The organism is Robiginitalea sp., from assembly GCF_982776155.1.
Genome location: NZ_CEXZKX010000011.1, coordinates 1 through 18,636, shown reverse-complemented (window position 1 = coordinate 18,636; position 18,636 = coordinate 1). Strand labels below are relative to the sequence as shown.

Below are 18,636 nucleotides of genomic sequence, written 5' to 3'. Positions count from 1 at the left end.
TAACTGCCCCAGGTCCGCGGGTCAGTCAAAATCCGAATCCTGGACCTGGTAATTGACCACAGCTTCCAGCAAGGTAGTCTCCACCTGCTGGGGGCCCATCGCCTGGGATTTCATGGAGGGAAACAGGATTCCTTCCACCTCCTGGTAATCCGAGATCAGCGTTTCCTTGTTCTGGGTCTGTCCGTTCATGGAAAGGACGGATGCCTCCTTGACCTTCAGGCCGGTTTCCACATCGTAGAAATAACTGGTTTGTACGGCCTGTCCGGGGACGTCAATACGGTAGGCCGGCTTGCCGTCCACTTCCTCGGTCCCCGCCAGGCTGGCATCCGGGTTGGCCGAAACAGCCTGTTCCGGGAAAACCCCCACCACCTGCATCATATCCTGTTTCATCTGTTCGGGCAGGGGTACCTTGTTGCCCCCTTGTTTCATATAGAGTTCGTCCCCCTTGGCAACGACGCCCATCATGGCATTGTCGTTCATAAAGGTCGTCTGCGCAAAGCGGTCGGCTGTGCGGACTTCTTCGATGCGGATGGCCGAGCCCATGACATTCCCCTGGTAGACCAGCTTCAGGGATTCAATCCGGCCCACCGCTTCCCGGCCTCCGATTGCCTCGAAATACCGGTCGATGACGGATTGAACGGTAACGCCTTCCGGTACGGCAGCTTCGTAATCGGGCCGGTCTACCGGTTCCGCTTCCTTGTTGTAGTATTTCACCGGGATCTTCCGGCCTTCAAAAGTGACATTTTCGAGGTTTTCGAGCACTTCGCTTCCTTTTCCGGCCACCACCACCCGGGCATTGGACGGTTCAAAATATTTCCGGGCCGCCTGCTGCACGTCTTCCCGGGTGATTTTCCCCAGGCGCTCCAGGTAGGTCTTGTAGTAATCCGCGGGCAGGTTTTCGGTTTCGATGTTGAGGGCATACCGCGCCATGGTGGCGGGTTGTTCCAGGGCCAGGACGAAACTGCCGGTGTACTTGGCCTTGGCCACTTCCAACTCGCTCTCCGAAACGGGTTCCTCCCGGATCCTTTTGATCTCTTTGAGGATTTCCACCACCGAGCTGTCGGTTACCTGGTTCCGCACGCTGGCGGTGGCCCGGAACCGGGCCGGGCCGTACTTGTCGTTGTTGATCTGCGAATAGGAGCCATAAGTGTACCCCTTGTCTTCGCGGAGGTTCAGGAAGAGACGCGCTTCGCCCCCGCCTCCCAGGATACGGTTGGCCACCAGGGCAGCCAGGTAGTCCGGGTCGTTCATCTGCAGCTCCACGAGGTTCTGCACCGCGATCTCCGACTGCACGGCATTGGGCATATCGACAAAGTTGATTTGCGTGTACTGGGCGTCGGATGGCTCGGTGTAGGAGAAGGACGGGGGGGCTGCCTTGGTCCATGGGGTGAAATACTGATCCACCAGTTCGCGGACCTGGTCAAAGGACACATCCCCGATGACCACCAGGTAGGCGTTGGCCGGCACAAAGTAATTCCGGTAGAATTCCTGCACGTCGTACAGGCTTACATTATTGACGGTCTCCTCCGTGGTAAATTCCCCATAGGGGTGCTCCTTTCCGTAGGCCAGGGCGCGCTGCACCCGACCGGCTATCTGTCCCACGTCTTTCTCGCCGGCTTTCAGGGAGGTAAGCAGTTTGTCTTTCTCCTTCTGGAACTCTTCCTCGGTGAAATCCGGGTAGAGGGCTGCCTCGGACATCAACTCGAGTATGCGGGGGAAATACGTGCTCAGGGATTGCGCAAAAGCGCTCTGCGCCCCAAAGTTGATGGTTGCCCCGAGAAAGTCTACCTCCTCGTTGAATTCGTCCTTGGGAATGTTTTCGGACCCGTTGCCCATCAGACTGCCGACCAGGGAGGATACCCCGGCCTTCTCGCCTTCTTTTATCGGCGGGTTGTCCAGGAGCAACTGGATGGTTACCCGGGGGAGTTTGTGGTTTTCCACCACCAGGACTTTCAACCCGTTGCGCAACTCAAAACGCTGGGGGTCCTGCAGGTTGATTTCAGGTGCCGGGCCCGGCTCCGGCATCTGGGACCGGTCTGTCTGTCCGCGAAGCGCAATTGCGCCCAGGAACACAAAACAAAATATCAGATTCTTTTTCATGCTGTTAATTTTCGCTGGGGGGTTCGGGCAGGTAGTCGATTACCACCCGTTGATTCGGTTTCAGGTATTTTTGGGCCACCTCCCGGATTTCCTCCCGGGTGATGGATCGGTAGATCTCGATTTCCTTGTTGATGAGTTCCGTATCGCCGTAGAGCATGTAATTGGTGGCGAGGGAACCGGCAATCCCCTGGATGCTCGAATTGGAATTCACGTAGCGGTTCTCGAATTTGTTCTGCAGCTTCTGGTAATCCCGCTCGGTTATCAAATCGGTCCGAACAGCCGCAATTTCCTCTTCGATTTCCGTGACCAGGGTGTCCAGGGGCGTCTCCCCAACCGGGAGCGAGAAGACGATATACATGCCGTAATCCTCCTGCCCGATATTAAAGGCGCCTACCTGCAGAGCCTGTTTCTGGTCGTCTACGAGTTTCTTGTAAAGTTTCGAACTTTTCCCGTCGGAAAGATAGGAGGAAATCATGTCCAGTACATAGGCATCCCGTTGTTTAAAGCCCGGGGTCCGGTAAGCGACAATGGATGCGGGGATCTGGATGTTCTTGTCGTAGGCGGTACTCCGCACCTCCGAGGTAATCGGGTCTTCCACCGGGTAATCCCGTACAATCTGGTCCCCGCGGGGGATTTCCGAAAAATACTTGTCTACCAGCCGGCGCGTTTCCGCCATGTCGATATCCCCGGCTACCACCAGTACGGCGTTGTTAGGGACATAGTACTTTTCATTGTAGGCGATGACGTCCTCGAGGCTGGCCGCGTCCAGGTCTTCCATATACCCGATATTCGGGTCTTTGTAGGGGTGTTTCTCGAAGAGGTTTTTCCCGAGTACCGGAAGGATCTGACCGTAGGGGGAGTTGTCGTACCGGAGCCTGCGTTCTTCCTTCACCACTTCGATCTGGGTATCCAGGCCTTCCTGGTTGATAATCGGGTGGAGCATGCGTTCGGATTCCATCCACAACCCGAGTTCCAGGTTGTTCGATGGGAACACCTCGTAATAATAAGTGCGGTCCTGGGAGGTGTTTGCATTGTTCTGCCCGCCCCGGGAGGAGACGATTTCGAACCATTTACCCTTTTCGATGTTCTCGGTCCCTTCAAACAACAGGTGCTCAAAGAGATGTGCAAAGCCCGTCCGGCCTTCCGTCCGGTCTTTTCCTCCCACGTGGTACATCACCGAGGTCACGACCACGGGGGCCGTATTGTCCTGGTGGAGGATCACATGCAGGCCGTTGTCCAGGTCGTATTCCTCGTAGGCGACCTCCTGGGCCGCTGCGGGAAGCGCGCTGGCCAGGCACAGGATTGTCAGCAATAATTTTTTCATTGATGGTCTGGTATTAAATGTGAATCTGTAGGATGCCTCCCGGAGGATGCCTCCCGGAGGATGCCTCCCGGAGGATGCCACCCGGAAAGAAGCGATCGAGCTAAAATAACATGTTTCCCGGGAAAAGCAGAATTTTCGGTCTCTGGTTTACACTTTGTTAACCCCGGAAATCCCCGGACAACGTCAATCCCTGCCCAAATCGCTCGGAAATTTATACAATAGTATTATCTTTAAATACATCTAAAACCAGCAACGCACCATGACGAATTACGCGATACCCGTCCGGTTCGGGCTGGCAACCAGCGGTTGCCTGATTGCCTATTTCCTGATCCTTTCCCTGTTTGACATGCATACCAATGTATTTTACAGCTTGTTCAACGGGGTGATCACGGGGTTTGGCATCTACGAGGCAATCAAGGTGTTCCGGTTGCGCCTGGGCGCGGGCTTCGACTACAGCAAGGGCTTTACCGCCGGCATTGTCACGGGGTTTGTGGCAACGCTGATTTTTACGTTTTTCTTTGCATTCTACAGTACGGAAATCAGCCAGGACTTCCTGCAGAACCTGTCAACGGTCTTCTTTAAGGATTTCCAGAATTTTGAGGGGATCGTATTTTTTACCGTAGCCATTATGGGGTTTGCCACATCGGTGGTTCTGACGCTCACATTCATGCAGCTGTTCAAATCCTCTAATAACCTGAAAAAATCTTCCTAAAATCCTCCCGGACAGCTTGCCAGTTGTGAATTAAGCAGTATATTTGCACCCGCCTTAACCGGTTGCGGCATTCCGCGTCGGAATATGGCCATTCATTAAATTATTTAGTAACGTATTCACGCTATGTACGCAATTGTAGAGATAGCAGGGCAGCAATTTAAAGTTGCGAAAGACCAGAAGGTTTACGTGCACCGCCTGCGGGAAGAGGAAGGCCAGAAGGTTTCCTTTGACCAGGTCCTTTTGATCGGGGACGGTGACTCGGTAACCATTGGCGCCCCGGCTATAGACGGAGCCGCTGTTGAGGCCAAAGTCGTTAAACACCTGAAAGGGGACAAGGTTATTGTCTTCAAGAAAAAACGCCGGAAGGGGTATCGCAAGAAGAACGGCCACCGCCAGTATCTGACGGAACTGATGATCGAGGAGATCGTCGCCAAAGGAGCCAAAAAAGCAGCCCCGAAAAAGGAAAAACCGGCCAAATCCGAAGCGGCACCTGCCAAAAAATCGGAGCCGGCCAAGGATGCCAAAGCGGAATCCGCCAAGAAGGAGGCCCTGGCCAAAACGGCCCCCAAGGCGTCTGAGGACCTGAGCAGCAAAACCGTAGCGGAACTCCGCGAAATGGCCAAGGCACAGGAAATCACCGGTTACTCGTCCATGAAGAAGGCCGAGTTGATCGAAGCCCTGGGCGGGAAATAAATAATTGAAAACCGGGAAGCGTTTCCCAGAAAACTTATAGATCATGGCACACAAGAAAGGTGTAGGAAGTTCTAAGAACGGACGCGAATCGGAATCGAAACGCCTGGGCGTAAAGATATTCGGGGGCCAGAAAGCCGTAGCAGGCAACATCATTGTCCGCCAGCGCGGTACCCGGCACAACCCGGGGGATAACGTGTATGCGGGCAAGGATCATACGCTGCACGCCAAGGTAGACGGCATTGTCCGTTTCGACAAAAAGTCAGGAGGCAAATCCTTTGTTTCCATCGAGCCCAGCGAGGCCTAGAGGCCTGCGTTTGGATTACACATCGAACCCTGGACCGGGATCTTCCCGTTCCAGGGTTTTTTTATGTCCATATCCCGCGGCACCCGGTTAATTCAGCCCTTAAATTCTGCGATTCGGTTTTTTCTTCCGGGAGTAATGGATTAGTTTTTGTGGAAATCTAAAACCACAAGACATGAAAAAATCCATGATGGCCGTTGCCCTGGCCGCATCGCTGCTTTTCAGCAGCTGTCTGGGCTCCTTCAGCGCATTTAACAACCTCAAAGACTGGAACATGCAGGTATCCGACAGCAAGTTTGTCAACAACCTGGTGTTCTGGGGGCTGAACATCATCCCGGTATACGGGCTGTTTTTCCTGGGGGATACGTTGATTTTCAATGTTATTGAATTCTGGTCCGGGTCCAACCCAATAGCGATGCGCGATGGGGAATCGGAGGTGCAGATGGTGGAATACCAGGGGAACACCTACCAGCTTAAGGCCACCAAGAACAGGATGGCTGTCAAAGTCGTTGACGGCCCCAGGAAAGGCGGAAAAATTGAATTGTTCTACAAGCCGGACGAAAAGTCCTGGAACGCCATCCGCCCGAGCGGCGAGATTATCCCGCTTTCCCGAATGGAGGAAGGCTTTTATATCGTTTACATGCCGGACGGGAAGCAGCTGCGGATGAAGCGGGAAACCACCCGGGAAGAAGGCCTGGCGCTGATCCGGGAATACCGGGATTGCTATACGCTCGACGGTATGCTGGCCGAGGTGAAGTAATACCCGCTCCTGATTCAAAAAAACCCCGGCTGGATTCCAGCCGGGGTTTTTGAATTCAAATCTGTTGTTTTGGCGGCGAATGTGAAAAAGTGGATTCCCCAGTAAGGCAACAAGAGTTGCCCGGGAATCCCTTTCCCGCCTTCGAAGCCCGCCCTTCCGGGTTTAGTAGCGGTAGTATTCCGGTTTGAAAGGCCCTTTTACGGGAACGCCGATATAACTGGCCTGATCCGGGCGGAGTTCCGTGAGTTCGGCACCGAGCCGCGACAGGTGCAGGGCCGCCACCTTCTCGTCCAGGTGTTTGGGCAGCGTGTATACCTTGTTCTCGTAGCGGTCGTGGTGTTTCCAAAGCTCAATCTGCGCCAGGGTCTGGTTTGTGAAACTGTTGCTCATTACAAAGCTCGGATGGCCGGTGGCGCACCCCAGGTTCACCAGGCGGCCTTCCGCCAGAACGATGATGTCTTTCCCGTCCAGGGTGTACTTGTCTACCTGCGGCTTGATCTCGTCCCGGGTATGCCCGTAATGCGTATTGAGCCAGGCCATGTCGATTTCGTTGTCGAAGTGCCCGATGTTGCAGACGATGGCCTTGTCCTTCATAGCGGCAAAATGTTCTTCGCGGATGATGTCCCGGTTGCCTGTGGCGGTGATCAGGATGTCCATCTGGGAAACCACGGTTTCGAGTTTCTTGACTTCAAAACCGTCCATACAGGCCTGCAGGGCGCAGATCGGGTCGATTTCCGCTACGGTCACGATGGCCCCGGCCCCCCGAAAGGAGGCAGCTGTGCCCTTGCCCACGTCCCCGTAGCCCATAACGACTACGCGCTTCCCGGCAAGCATCGTGTCCGTCGCGCGCCGGATTGCATCCACGGCACTTTCCTTGCAACCGTATTTGTTGTCGAATTTCGATTTGGTAACTGAATCGTTGACGTTGATGGCCGGCATCGGCAGGGTTCCGTTCTTAAAGCGCTCGTACAACCGGTGGACGCCGGTGGTGGTTTCCTCGGACAGCCCGCGGATCCCACTGGTGAGTTCCGGGTACCGGTCCAGCACCATATTTGTGAGGTCGCCCCCGTCGTCCAGGATCATATTCAGCGGCTGGCGGTCTTCCCCGAAGAAGAGTGTTTGCTCAATGCACCAGTCGAATTCTTCTTCGCTCATCCCTTTCCAGGCATACACGGGGATGCCCGCTGCTGCGATGGCGGCGGCAGCGTGGTCCTGGGTGGAAAAGATGTTGCAGGAGCTCCAGGTTACCTCGGCCCCAAGTGCCACCAATGTTTCGATAAGGACGGCCGTCTGTATCGTCATGTGCAGGCAACCCGCAATCCGGGCGCCTTTCAGGGGCTGTTCCTTTCCGTATTCCTCCCGCAGGGCCATCAGGCCGGGCATTTCGGCCTCGGCGAGTTCTATTTCCTTACGTCCCCAGGCTGCCAGGGAAATGTCCTTTACCTTATAGGGGGTGTATTCAACCGCTTTCGTACTCATTGGAATTAAATTAGTAATTTGTCATTGGCCCCCGGCAAGGGGGGTAATTCTGTGCAAAGGTACGGATAAACTCTTATTTCCATGCCGTTATACAAATCGATAGAAGCCGATCCGGATATCCGCATCCACGTCTGGAAGGTTACGGAGCCCGAGCCGGAACTCGCCCGGGAAGTGACCCTGAACCCCCATTGCCAACAGCGGTACGACGGCATGCGGTCCGAGTTGCACCGCCGGGCCTTCCTCAGCATCCGGCACCTGATGGCCCGGGAAGGCTATAGGGATGCAGACCTGTTCTACGACGAATCCGGGAAACCCCACCTGCGGGACGGCACCCATATTTCCATCAGTCATTCGTTTGAATTCACCGGGATCGTGCTTTCCCGGAACAAAGAAGTGGGGATCGACATCGAGAAACAGCGCGAGAAGATCCTCCGGGTGGCCCACAGGTTCACCCCGCTGCGGGAATATCGGTCCCTGGCCAACGACGACGCGCTGATCCGGAAGCTCACGATGGTTTGGTGCGCCAAGGAATCTTTGTACAAGATCATGGCCATCCACGGGCTGAGCTTTCTGAACCATATCTGCATCGACGACTTTGCCATGGACAGCGGGAAGACCGGCGGATGGGTGGTGTATGAAAACCAAAAAGCTCATTTTGGGGTGGATTTCACGGAATTTGAAGGCTTTACCTGTGCCTATGCGGTCCGTCAGGATGCGTAAATGGCCGCACCGGTTGTATTATTGACCGAAACGGGACTACCTTTGGGGGGTAAACGCACCCCATGAAGATTTCCGTGGAATTAACGCTCAGTCCGCTTCAGGACAACTACGAACCCGAAATTATCCGGTTTATCAAAGCCCTCCGGGACTCCGGCCTGACCGTCCTGGAGAATCCGATGAGTACGCAGGTGTACGGCGAGTACGACCGCGTCATGGAAGTCCTCGGCAGGGAAATGCGAACCAGCTTGTCCGCCGTGGGGCAAGCCGTTTTCTTTATCAAGGTGGTTAAGACGGACCGCAGCCGGTATGAGCCCCATTTCTGATTTTTTCTTCGACCCGTACCGGGACCGGGAAACCTGGTTGATTGCCCTCGAGGCAATCGCATTCTTTTTCGGGATTGCCAGCGTGGTCTATGCAAAAAGGGAAAACATCTGGGTGTATCCCACGGGCCTCATCGCCACGGTCATCACCATGTATATTTTCCTCCGGGACGAATTGCTGGGGGATATGATGCTCAATGCGTATTACTCCATCATGAGCATTTACGGGTGGTGGAACTGGTCGCGGCGAAAGGACGACCGGAAGGTGGTGCGCATCTCCCGGACCGATACCAGGGATAAGGTCATCGGAGTGGCCCTGTTCCTGTTAACGGCGGGCTTCACTTACGCTGTTTACCGCATTTTCGGCACGGAAATCGGCTGGACAAACTATGTGGACATCGTTACCTCCGGCATCTTTTTTACGGCCATGTGGTACATGGCGACGAAAAAGATCGAAAACTGGACACTCTGGATTCTTGCGGACATCGTAACCGTGCCGCTATACGCCTATCGCGGCTGGGGGATGCTGTCCCTGCAATACCTCATATTCACTATCTTGGCCATCCAAGGCTATTGGGCATGGAAGAAGCACTTAGACAAGAACCGGCAGACGTCCTGAAAGTGGTGTTGTTCGGCCCGGAGTCGACTGGAAAAACCACCCTGGCCAGGGAGCTGGCCCGCCACTACGGGGAGCCCTGGGTACCCGAATTCGCCCGGGAGTACCTGCAGGAAAAATGGGACCGGGTACAGCAAACCTGTGCCCCTGAAGACCTCCTGCCCATTGCCCGGGGCCAGATGCGCCTGGAAAACATCGGGGCCCGGGAAGCCAGCCGGCTGCTTATATGCGATACGGATTTGCTGGAGACCAAGGTGTACTCGGAAACCTACTACGGCGGGGGGTGCGACCCGAAACTCCAGGCGGCGGCCCTGGCCAATGACTACGACCTGTACTTCCTTACAGATATCGATATCCCGTGGGAAGCGGACGATTTGCGCGATAAGCCCCACGAGCGGGCGGAAATGTTCCATTATTTCAAAACGGCCCTCCGGGAGAATAACCGCAGATTTGTTATCTTAAGCGGTGGCCGGGAGGCCCGCTTCGAAAAAGCGGTAAAACATATCGATCAATTGCTGAACACTATGAGCGAATTTACATCCAGCGACCTGGAATATATGGCAGAAAAGGGGATCGACCCCGAAAAGGCCAGAGCACAAATTGAAACATTTAAAGAGGGGATCCCCCCGGTTCGACTGAGTAAGGCAGCAGTCGTCGGGGAGGGTATCGTCCGGTTCTCCCAGGAGGATGAGTCGCGGCTCCGGGAGCTGTACCGCAACCGGGATGCGGATACGGAGGTGCTGAAGTTCATCCCTGCCTCCGGTGCCGCCTCGCGCATGTTCAAGGCACTGTTCAATTTCCTGGGCGATTTTGACCCGTCTGCCGACGACCTGGACGCCTACCTGGCCGAACCCGGTCACGGGGATATGCGAAAATTTGCCGAGAACCTGCATGACTTTCCGTTTTACGGATTAGTACAGTCGCGTATCCGGGGGAAGGCAACCGACAAGGCGGCCGAATTGTATGCATTTGTACAGGAACTCCTGTCTGAAGACGGCCTGAATTATGGGTTTTACCCGAAAGGCCTGTTGCCCTTCCACAATTACGACGGCAACCTGGCAACTCCGTTTGAGGAACACTTGTACGAGGGGGCGGCCTATGCGTGCACCGGGGAAACCGCAGTCCTGCACTTTACGATCTCCCCCCAGCACAGCGATTTGTTCAATCGGGAATTCGACGGTTTGCGCGACCGGGTGGGCGACCAGGTCCATTGTTCCTTTACGGTTGGGTATTCCTTCCAGAAACCTTCCACGGATACCATTGCGGTAACCCCGGAGAATACGCCGTTCCGGGATAGCGAAGGGAAGATCCTTTTCCGTCCCGGCGGGCACGGCGCGCTGATCGAAAACCTCAACGACCAGGAAGCCGACCTGATTTTTATCAAGAATATCGACAATGTGGTAGTGCGGCCGGAACTCGATACGATCACCCGGTGGAAGGAGGTCCTCGGGGGCTATTTGATCGAATTGCAGGAGCAGGCTTTCAGTTTCTACCGCATGCTCTCGGACGGCAGCCTGGATCACGACCTGCTCAACCGGATCAAAACCTTTTTGGAGGACCAGCTCAATGCCCGGTTTGGAGAGAGTTTTCAGGGTCTGAGCATCGAAGAGCAGGTGGCGGTCCTCCAGGACAAACTGGCCCGTCCCATCCGTGTTTGCGGCATGGTTAAAAACGAAGGGGAGCCCGGGGGCGGACCTTTCTGGATTACGGACGACAAGGGCCACGATTCCCTGCAGATCATCGAGTCTGCCCAGGTGGACATGTCGGACCCCGGGCAAAAATCGCTTTTTGAGGATTCCACGCATTTTAATCCGGTGGACCTCGTTTGCGGCGTGCGGAATGCGTATGGGGAAAAATACAACCTGTTGAATTTTGTAGACGAAAAACAGGGGTTCATCACCGGGAAGACTTCTGAGGGCCGGCCCCTGAAAGCCCTGGAACTCCCCGGACTCTGGAACGGGGGGATGGCCTATTGGAATACCGTATTTGCCGAGGTGCCGGTCAGCACATTCAACCCGGTTAAAACCGTAAACGATTTACTAAAGCCTGCACACCGCTCCTCCCGGAAGAAATAGTCGGTTGCAGTTCCGGGTAACGACCCCGCCATCCTCCCGGTTGGATACTTCCCGGCGGGTAAATTTTACACACTTCCCGTGTTTTTTACACAGAAAGACACACTGCGCCCTTTACGCAGAAAATTCCTATATACCTGAAAAACAGTGATATATGTGAATTATCCCGGTGCGCTGCCGCTATGGCACTGAATTTTCATTAAGTAAGGCAAGTCTAAACATTTAAAACACGATATATCATGAAAAAGTTAGTATTTGCCCTACTGTTTGTATTTGCAGGACTCGGAGTATATGCACAGGATTCCGACCTCGCACAAGCCGAAACCGAAGCTACTGAAGTAGCCGCAGAAGTCCAGGACGATTTTACTGAAATCGCCGTGGATGAATTGCCTGCAGCCGTTCAGGAAGCTGTTTCCACAAATTACCCGTCGGCCACAATCAGCAAGGCCTTCGTCAACGAATCTGAACAGTACAAGCTCGAAGTAGCCCTGGAAGACGGAACTACAGGAACCCTGTATGCCGACGCCGAGGGTAACTGGATTGACATGTAATCACTGACGTGTAAAAGTCGAGCTTGAGTTATTTGTTTTGTATCAAGTTGGTTTGGTTGAAGGGAGTCGCTGTTAGCGGCTCCTTTCTTTTTGTATAAAGTCCCCAAACTTTCCAATCGGGTGCGGAATTAACGTTTTCCTCACGTCGCCGCGCCGCTGTTTCCCGTATATAGGATACAGACCCAAACCGATATGCCAAAAATCCTGATTATTGAGGACGACGCAGCCTTTGGCCAGATGCTCTCTCGGTACCTGGAACGCAACGGATACCAGGTGCAGTGCTTTCCCGGGGCAGAGCCGGCAATGGAATCGCTGGATCGGGGAGGCGTGGATCTCCTGCTTACCGACCTCCGGCTCCCGGCCTCCGACGGGATCGAAATTATGGAGTCCGTGAAGAAAAAGCACCCGGAGACTGCGGTGATCATCATGACCGGGTACGCCGAGGTGGAAACCGCCGTCTCTTCGATGAAGAAAGGCGCCGCCGACTATATTTCCAAACCCTTTACCCCGGACCAGTTGCAGGTGGTCATCCAACAGGCCCTCGCCAAAAAGCGTCCGGCCGGCCGGAAACCAGGGGCGGGGGACCCGGAAACTTCCCGGGCCGAAGACAACCAGCCGTTGCCTTCCCTGCCCTCCGACAAATCGCCGGGTATCAGCGGGGTAAGCGAGGCGTCCAAAAAACTGGCGGGCCATATTGAACTGGTGGCCCCCACGGCCATGTCCGTACTCCTGACCGGGGAAAGCGGCACGGGCAAGGAGGTGGCCGCACGGAACATCCACCGCCAGAGCAAGAGGCGCAAGGGGCCATTTGTCGCCGTCGATTGCGGGGCCATCCCGGCCGATCTGGCGGCCAGCGAATTCTTCGGTCATATCAAGGGCAGTTTTACCGGGGCGGTGCAGGACAAATCCGGATACTTTGAGGCTGCCGAAGGGGGCACCCTGTTCCTGGACGAAGTCGGTAACCTGTCCTACGAGAACCAGGTCCAGCTCCTGCGGGCATTGCAGGAGCGAACCGTACGAAGGGTGGGCGGCAACCGGGAAATCCCGGTCGACGTCCGTATCGTTACCGCGACCAACGAAGACCTGGCCCGGGCCGTACGGGAAGGGGATTTCCGCGAAGACCTCTACCACCGCCTCAATGAGTTCAGCATTACCATTCCCGCCCTCAGGGACCGGCAGGCGGATATCCCCATTTTTGCCGAGTATTTCCTGGAGAAAGCGAACGACTACCTGGACCGCACCTGCCCGGGATATGAGCAGGACGTATTACAGCGGTTCTCTACCTATGCCTGGCCAGGCAACCTCAGAGAGTTCCGGAATGTCGTTACCCGCGCCGTCCTCCTCAGCGAGAACCGGCCGATAGGGATGGAGGTGCTGCCGGCTTCCATGCAGGGGGATACCGACCCGCCAGTTGCCGGGACGGGACTCGAACTCACACGGGAGGAATACGAGCGGAAGCGCATTCTAAGCGCACTCGAGCAAACCAACTACAACAAGACCCAGGCAGCCAAATTGCTTCAGATTACCCGGAAGACCCTGTACAATAAAATCAATCGGTATAAGCTGACGGTTCCCTGAGGTCCCGCCTGAGTTTTTCCAGGAGGGACCCGATCGTCGGATTGAGTTGATCCAGGGCCTGCGATGCCCGCGCCATATCCGGCGGGTCGGATTCCCCGGCAGCTTCGATTTCCGAGAGGCGGGATGCTGCCTGCTGCAAGCCGAGTTGCCGGAACATGGGCAGTACGCGATGGGCAATTCGCGACATTTCGACCGGGTCTTTCCGGTCCCGGGCCGCCTGCAATTCACCCATGCTTTTCCGGGTACTATGGTAAAACGTCTCCAGAACTCTCCGAAGCGCCCCGGGGTCCGGGCCCAGGAATTGTTCCAGGGAACGGGTGTCCAGATAGGTGCCGGGCTCCGGGGTGTTGGGCTCCGGGGTGTCCGGCTCCGGCCCGGAATCGGAAACCTCCGGCTTTACCTCCGCGCCAAGCCCCAGGCAGGCGGCAAATTCCCGCATCGAAAAAGGCTTGTGAAGCAAATCCGAAAAACCGGCTTCCACGGCAGTGTCCCGCTCCAGGTCGCGCCGGCCGCTCATGGCGATAACCGGTTGCCCCCGGTAGTGGTCAAAGGCACCATCCCGGAGCATTTTCAGGCCGCTGAAACCATCGGTTTCCGGCAATTCGATATCGGTTACGACCACATCGTAGGAGAGGGAAGCATCCCGGGGCAGGGAGGGGTAGCCATTTGCCGTCAGGCACCGGATGCCCAGGGTTTCGCAATAGGAGTCTAGCATGGCGCACAGGCTGGGGTCGTCGTCGATGACCAGGACGGATTGGTTCCCGGCGGGGAGCGGGGTTGTGCCATTGGCAGCCGCTTCCCGTTTTTTCCCAGGCGTGCCGGCAGCGCCGGGGTCCTCTTTTCCAGGCGCCATACGCAGTGTCACGGGGACCCGCAGGGTAAAGGTGCTTCCCCTGCCCCATGTACTCCGCGCCGTCAGGCTGCCCCCGAGCAATTCGCTGAGTTTCCGCGAGATCGTGAGGCCCAGGCCGTATCCCTTCTGCCCGGCACCGGCATCGGCTTCCGCCTGGGTAAATTCCTGAAAGATCGACTCGAGGTTTTCCTCCCGGATTCCCATCCCCGTATCGCTCACCCGGATTTCGAGCTCCCTGAGGCCTTCCCGACCCCCATTCCCCGAGGGGCGGAGGCGTCCCGAAACGGTGATGGTGCCCTCGCGGGTAAACTTATAGGCATTGCCCAGCAGGTTGCTGAGGATTTGCCGGACCCGGAACGAATCGCCCAGGCAGGGCGTATCGAGGACGCGCTCGAGGTCCAGTTCCAGGGCTACTCTCCCGGTGCGGTTGGCCGCCTCGATGCTGTGGCAGGTTTCCCGGATCAATTCGGCCGGGATAAAAGGCAGTTCTTCTGTTTTGAGTTGTCCGGCTTCCAGGCGCGAAAAATCGAGCAGGTCGTTGGCCAGGCGCTCCAGGTAGCGTGAAGCCGAATCCATGGCCGCTGTATAGGCAGCCTGCTTTTCACTCAGCTCGGTCTGCCCGAGCAATTCCCCGTATCCCTGGATGGTATTCAGGGGCGATCGCAGGTCGTGGCTCACCGAAGCGATCAGCCTTTCGCGGCTGCGGAGCAGGGATTCGCTGTATTGCTTCTCTTTTTCGAGTTTTCGCCGGTAGGTGGCGATCCTGTCGATATCCCGGTGGATGAAGAAAGCGAAGATGACCACGGCGACCAACCCGAGTAAGGCGGCACCTCCGGCCAGCCGGATCGTATCGCGAAGCGTTTCCCTCCGGCGAAGGGTTTCCCGTAGGGACTGGGCGCGGACCTCCTGCTCCAGGGACCCCAGCAGGCTCCGGATTTGCCCGGAAAGCTCCTGGTTGTTTGCGCGGACCTGCTCCAGGCGGGCCTGTCGGGATTGTTGATTCTGGCGCTGGCTGGCCCGGGCTTGTTCCAGGAGCCCCTTGGAAACCGAAAGGATGGAGTCCAGGTAGGCGGGGTCCGCATTCTTGTCGTTTAGCTGGGGAGCGTTCCGGCTGAGCAGGTCGGCGTATTCCCGGAGCGATTGCTGTACCTGGGGGCTCATGTCCTGGAAGCCGGGGAACAGGTTTTCGGCCTGGAAGCGGCCCAGGGATTCCTGTATTTTATTGAATTCGGCCAGGGCATCACCGATGGACAGGTCGGTCCGGGCTTCCTGCCTGCTGAGGTTGAGCAGCTGCCGGGTATTGCGAACCTGCTGTTCCAGGAGGCCCTGGATACTGTCCAGCCCCATGAATTCCTCCGGGAGGCGGCTCTCTTCCTTCAGGTCCTGGATTTGGGCCCGGATGGAATCCACGTTCCTGCTATAGGCCTCAAAATCTTCCTCCCGGGGTGCCAGCCGGCTGCCAATGGCGCTCTCCGCCTCGTAGATCCTGGAAATCAGCCCCCCGACCCGCACGAGGCGCATATCGGCTGCCTCAGGGGCGTCCTCCCGGAAGTAGATAGCCACTTCGTTGTAGATAGCATAGCCCGTGATTCCCGCCAGGACAATCAGGCTCAGGTAGCTCAACAGTAATTTCAGGGTAAACCGGCCTTCCCGCTTCATATAAATCGCTCGCTTCTAAAATATATACGGAGCGCAGGCCTATATCGATTAAAAGAGGCCAAAAGATTTTACAATTTTTCCCCTTCACCTTATATTTGCCCCGTCTCTCAAGGGGTGCTCCGCGCAAATTGCTTTAGTCCGCAACGGACGGGCAGCAAGCCGGGGCTGAGATTACACCCGCTGAACCTGGGCAGGTAATGCTGCCAAGGGACCGAGCGTAGAAATGCGGCGCTCAATAAATCACTATTAACCATAGAATAACAGCCCCTTTTATTCGTAAAAAACACTTTACGGATGAAATCTTTATTCACAACAGTAGCCTTGCTTGGGCTGGCTACGCAAATTTCCGCCCAGCAGATTCCCGCCGACACCACCCAAATGGATTCGATCCGCCTCGACGAGGTGCTGGTGGCGGCCGTACGCGCCACGCGGGAATCCCCGGTAACCTTCAGCAACCTGAATTCCGAACGGATCGAGACCCGCAACCTGGGCCAGGACATCCCGATCCTGATGAATTACCTGCCCTCGGTGGTGACCACCTCGGATGCAGGTGCAGGCGTGGGGTATACGGGGATCCGGGTTCGCGGCAGCGATGCCACCCGGGTGAACGTAACCATCAACGGGATCCCGTACAACGATTCGGAGTCCCATGGCACCTTCTGGGTGAATATGCCGGACTTTGCTTCATCGACCGAAAACCTGCAGTTGCAGCGCGGGGTGGGGACATCCACCAACGGGGCCGGGGCGTTCGGCGCCAGCCTGAATGTACTCACGGAAGCTGTCTCGGAGGATGCCTATGCCTCCCTGGCGGGTTCTGCCGGCAGTTTTAACACCCACAAGGCCACCCTGAAATTCAGTTCCGGCCTGCTTAAAGAACATTTTGAGGTGTCCGGGCGGTTGTCGCGGATAAGGTCCGACGGGTATATTGACCGGGCTTCCTCCGACCTGGATTCCTACTTCCTGCAGGGGGCCTACCTGGATGAAAATACGCTGGTGAAGGCACTGCTTTTCGGGGGGCATGAGATCACCTACCAGTCCTGGTACGGTTTCGACCCGGCTACCCTGGGGGCGATTGGCGTGGACAACGACCTGGAAAGCAACCGCACCTTCAATATCGCCGGGATCCAATTCGACGATTCGGGGAATTTCGAAGGCTTTTACGAGAACCAGGTGGACAACTACAAACAGGACCATTTCCAGCTCCACTGGAACGAGCGCTGGACCCGGGCGTTCCAGACGAACATCGCGCTCCACTATACCCGGGGCCGCGGATTCTTTGAGGAATACGTGGACGAATGGTATTACACGAATATCCTCTTTGCCCCCGATGCCTCGTATGCCTTCCTGGGGCTGGACAACCCGGTGATAGACGGGGAGGAGCAAACGACCACCGATTACATCCGGCGCCGCTGGCTGGACAACGATTTCCTGGGGACGGTGTTTTCGGCCATCCACAACAGCGGCCCCCTGGAACTGACCCTGGGCGGCGGGTGGAACACCTATCGGGGCGACCATTTCGGCGAACTTATCTGGGCCCGGTATTCGGGCAGTCTGGAACGGGGCGACCGGTACTACAACGACGACTCCCGCAAGGATGATTTCAACGTGTTTGCCAAGGCCAACTTCACCGCCGGGGATCACTGGCGGTTTTTTGCCGATATGCAGTACCGGAGCGTGGCCTACGAGGCCAACGGGGCCGATACGGGCCTGGTTGACGACACCTTTGGGTTTTTCAACCCGAAGCTGGGGCTTACCTACCAGATCCGGCCGGGCAGCAGCCTGTACTTTTCCTATGCCGTGGCCAACCGGGAGCCCAACCGGAACGATTACGAAGGGGGCAACCCGCGGCCCGAACGCCTGCACGACCTGGAATTGGGTTGGCGGAGCCTGGGGGAGCAGCTGACCCTGAACGCGAACCTGTATTATATGCGGTACAAGGACCAACTGGTCCTTACCGGCCAGTTGAACGACGTGGGGGCGCCGCTCCGGGCCAACGTGGGGGACAGCTACCGCACCGGGCTGGAAATCGATGCCGACCTGCGCATCTCGCCCCGGCTTCGCTGGCAACCGAACATCGCGTTGAGCATCAACCGGAATGTGGACTATTTCTTTCGCCGGGACGGGGAACTCACCTCCCTGGGGGACACGGAAATTGCCTATTCGCCGGGCGTCGTAGCCGGCAGCCGACTGGTCTGGTCACCGGCAGAAGACCTGCAGCTCGGGGTACTCACCAAATATGTGGGCGATCAGTACATGAGCAATATCGAAGCGGAAGGATCCCGGCTGGAAGCCTATTCGCAAACCGATTTGAATGTGCAGTACCGCATCCCCGCCTCCGGGGGCTTTCCGGAGATAACCCTGACAGGCCTGGTGAATAATCTGTTCGATGCGAAATTCAGTTCCAACGGGTATTTCTATACCTATGATGACGATTTCTCGAACCCCGGGGTGGTTACCACCATCGAAGGGGCAGGGTACTACCCGCAGGCGGGAATCCATTTCCTGGCTGGGGCCCGGGTGCGATTTTAAGGGTACAGGCCTATGGGGCGCCCGGATGGAACCGATTGAAAGAACCCGGGCGCCAATCGCATTTTTAACGCGGGGCAGCCGTACGGCGCATCGGGAAATTCCATAGCTTTCCCAAGGGTAATTAATGGGTGCCGCCATGGAGCCTTCCTTCGATTCGCGCTATCGGAAAAACCTCGTACAGGTGCCGGAAATTATCCGGGAGGCATCGGGTATCCGCATTTTTGGCCAGTTGCTCAAATCGTTCCTCTTCAGTACGGATGTGGCGCTGATCCGCAATACAAATGCCAACGCCATCATCGCGGTTTACCCGTTTACGGCCCAACCCGCCATATCCCATGCCCTGATTTCCGCTGCCGATAAGCCCATCCT

The 18,636-nt window shown here is 56.4% G+C and carries 15 protein-coding genes and 1 pseudogene; 12 read left to right on the top strand and 4 right to left on the bottom strand.

What is annotated here, in order from left to right; translation table 11 throughout:
- Window positions 1-21: 21 nt before the first annotated feature.
- Both AC3DKS_RS13985 and AC3DKS_RS13980 read right to left on the bottom strand, forming a co-directional pair.
- Window positions 22-2,100 carry a M16 family metallopeptidase gene (locus AC3DKS_RS13985; RefSeq protein WP_272607054.1) on the bottom strand — a complete coding sequence of 693 codons (2,079 nt, stop codon included), beginning with the start codon at window positions 2,098-2,100 and terminating at the stop codon, window positions 22-24.
- Window positions 2,101-2,104: 4 nt separating this feature from the next.
- Window positions 2,105-3,424 (bottom strand): M16 family metallopeptidase, encoded by a 1,320-nt coding sequence (locus AC3DKS_RS13980; protein ID WP_015753606.1) that lies wholly within the window; start codon window positions 3,422-3,424, stop codon window positions 2,105-2,107.
- 259 nt (window positions 3,425-3,683) lie between these two features.
- Between AC3DKS_RS13980 and AC3DKS_RS13975 the strand changes: the two genes are divergently transcribed.
- The 4 genes from AC3DKS_RS13975 to AC3DKS_RS13960 all read left to right on the top strand — a co-directional run bounded on the left by AC3DKS_RS13975 (window position 3,684) and on the right by AC3DKS_RS13960 (window position 5,890).
- Window positions 3,684-4,136 carry a DUF4199 domain-containing protein gene (locus AC3DKS_RS13975; RefSeq protein WP_015753607.1) on the top strand — a complete coding sequence of 151 codons (453 nt, stop codon included), beginning with the start codon at window positions 3,684-3,686 and terminating at the stop codon, window positions 4,134-4,136.
- A 123-nt stretch (window positions 4,137-4,259) separates the two neighbouring features.
- Window positions 4,260-4,829, top strand: a complete 570-nt coding sequence (rplU, locus tag AC3DKS_RS13970) for a 50S ribosomal protein L21 (RefSeq protein ID WP_272607055.1) — start codon at window positions 4,260-4,262, stop codon at window positions 4,827-4,829.
- Between the two features lie 43 nt (window positions 4,830-4,872).
- A complete protein-coding gene (gene rpmA / locus AC3DKS_RS13965; protein ID WP_015753609.1) occupies window positions 4,873-5,133 on the top strand; it encodes a 50S ribosomal protein L27 in 261 nt (86 codons plus the stop codon).
- 172 nt (window positions 5,134-5,305) lie between these two features.
- Complete coding sequence (locus AC3DKS_RS13960; RefSeq protein ID WP_272607056.1) at window positions 5,306-5,890, top strand: DUF3332 domain-containing protein; 585 nt, start codon at window positions 5,306-5,308, stop codon at window positions 5,888-5,890.
- A gap of 162 nt (window positions 5,891-6,052) precedes the next feature.
- Here the strand turns inward: AC3DKS_RS13960 and ahcY are convergent, their stop codons facing one another.
- Window positions 6,053-7,369 carry an adenosylhomocysteinase gene (gene ahcY / locus AC3DKS_RS13955; protein ID WP_272607057.1) on the bottom strand — a complete coding sequence of 439 codons (1,317 nt, stop codon included), beginning with the start codon at window positions 7,367-7,369 and terminating at the stop codon, window positions 6,053-6,055.
- An 81-nt stretch (window positions 7,370-7,450) separates the two neighbouring features.
- Here ahcY and AC3DKS_RS13950 point away from each other — a divergent pair, with 81 nt between their 5' ends.
- From AC3DKS_RS13950 to AC3DKS_RS13925, 6 genes are all read left to right on the top strand, one after another.
- Complete coding sequence (locus AC3DKS_RS13950) at window positions 7,451-8,089, top strand: 4'-phosphopantetheinyl transferase family protein (RefSeq protein WP_272607058.1); 639 nt, start codon at window positions 7,451-7,453, stop codon at window positions 8,087-8,089.
- Window positions 8,090-8,151: 62 nt separating this feature from the next.
- Window positions 8,152-8,412 carry a thiamine-binding protein gene (locus AC3DKS_RS13945; RefSeq protein ID WP_015753613.1) on the top strand — a complete coding sequence of 87 codons (261 nt, stop codon included), beginning with the start codon at window positions 8,152-8,154 and terminating at the stop codon, window positions 8,410-8,412.
- Window positions 8,396-9,028 carry a nicotinamide riboside transporter PnuC gene (pnuC, locus tag AC3DKS_RS13940; RefSeq protein WP_272607059.1) on the top strand — a complete coding sequence of 211 codons (633 nt, stop codon included), beginning with the start codon at window positions 8,396-8,398 and terminating at the stop codon, window positions 9,026-9,028. Before AC3DKS_RS13945 ends, pnuC begins: the two co-directional genes overlap by 17 nt.
- Complete coding sequence (locus AC3DKS_RS13935) at window positions 8,989-11,100, top strand: DUF4301 family protein (protein WP_272607060.1); 2,112 nt, start codon at window positions 8,989-8,991, stop codon at window positions 11,098-11,100. Before pnuC ends, AC3DKS_RS13935 begins: the two co-directional genes overlap by 40 nt.
- A 236-nt stretch (window positions 11,101-11,336) precedes the next feature.
- Window positions 11,337-11,648, top strand: a complete 312-nt coding sequence (locus AC3DKS_RS13930) for a hypothetical protein (protein ID WP_015753616.1) — start codon at window positions 11,337-11,339, stop codon at window positions 11,646-11,648.
- A 192-nt stretch (window positions 11,649-11,840) separates the two neighbouring features.
- Window positions 11,841-13,226 (top strand): sigma-54-dependent transcriptional regulator, encoded by a 1,386-nt coding sequence (locus AC3DKS_RS13925; RefSeq protein ID WP_272607061.1) that lies wholly within the window; start codon window positions 11,841-11,843, stop codon window positions 13,224-13,226.
- Here the strand turns inward: AC3DKS_RS13925 and AC3DKS_RS13920 are convergent.
- A complete protein-coding gene (locus AC3DKS_RS13920) occupies window positions 13,198-15,738 on the bottom strand; it encodes an ATP-binding protein (protein WP_272607062.1) in 2,541 nt (846 codons plus the stop codon). The genes AC3DKS_RS13925 and AC3DKS_RS13920 overlap by 29 nt on opposite strands.
- A gap of 294 nt (window positions 15,739-16,032) precedes the next feature.
- Here AC3DKS_RS13920 and AC3DKS_RS13915 point away from each other — a divergent pair, with 294 nt between their 5' ends.
- Both AC3DKS_RS13915 and AC3DKS_RS13910 read left to right on the top strand, forming a co-directional pair.
- Complete coding sequence (locus AC3DKS_RS13915) at window positions 16,033-18,267, top strand: TonB-dependent receptor (RefSeq protein WP_272607063.1); 2,235 nt, start codon at window positions 16,033-16,035, stop codon at window positions 18,265-18,267.
- Between the two features lie 136 nt (window positions 18,268-18,403).
- Window positions 18,404-18,636 (top strand): annotated as a pseudogene (locus AC3DKS_RS13910) (hydrolase); the annotation flags it as partial.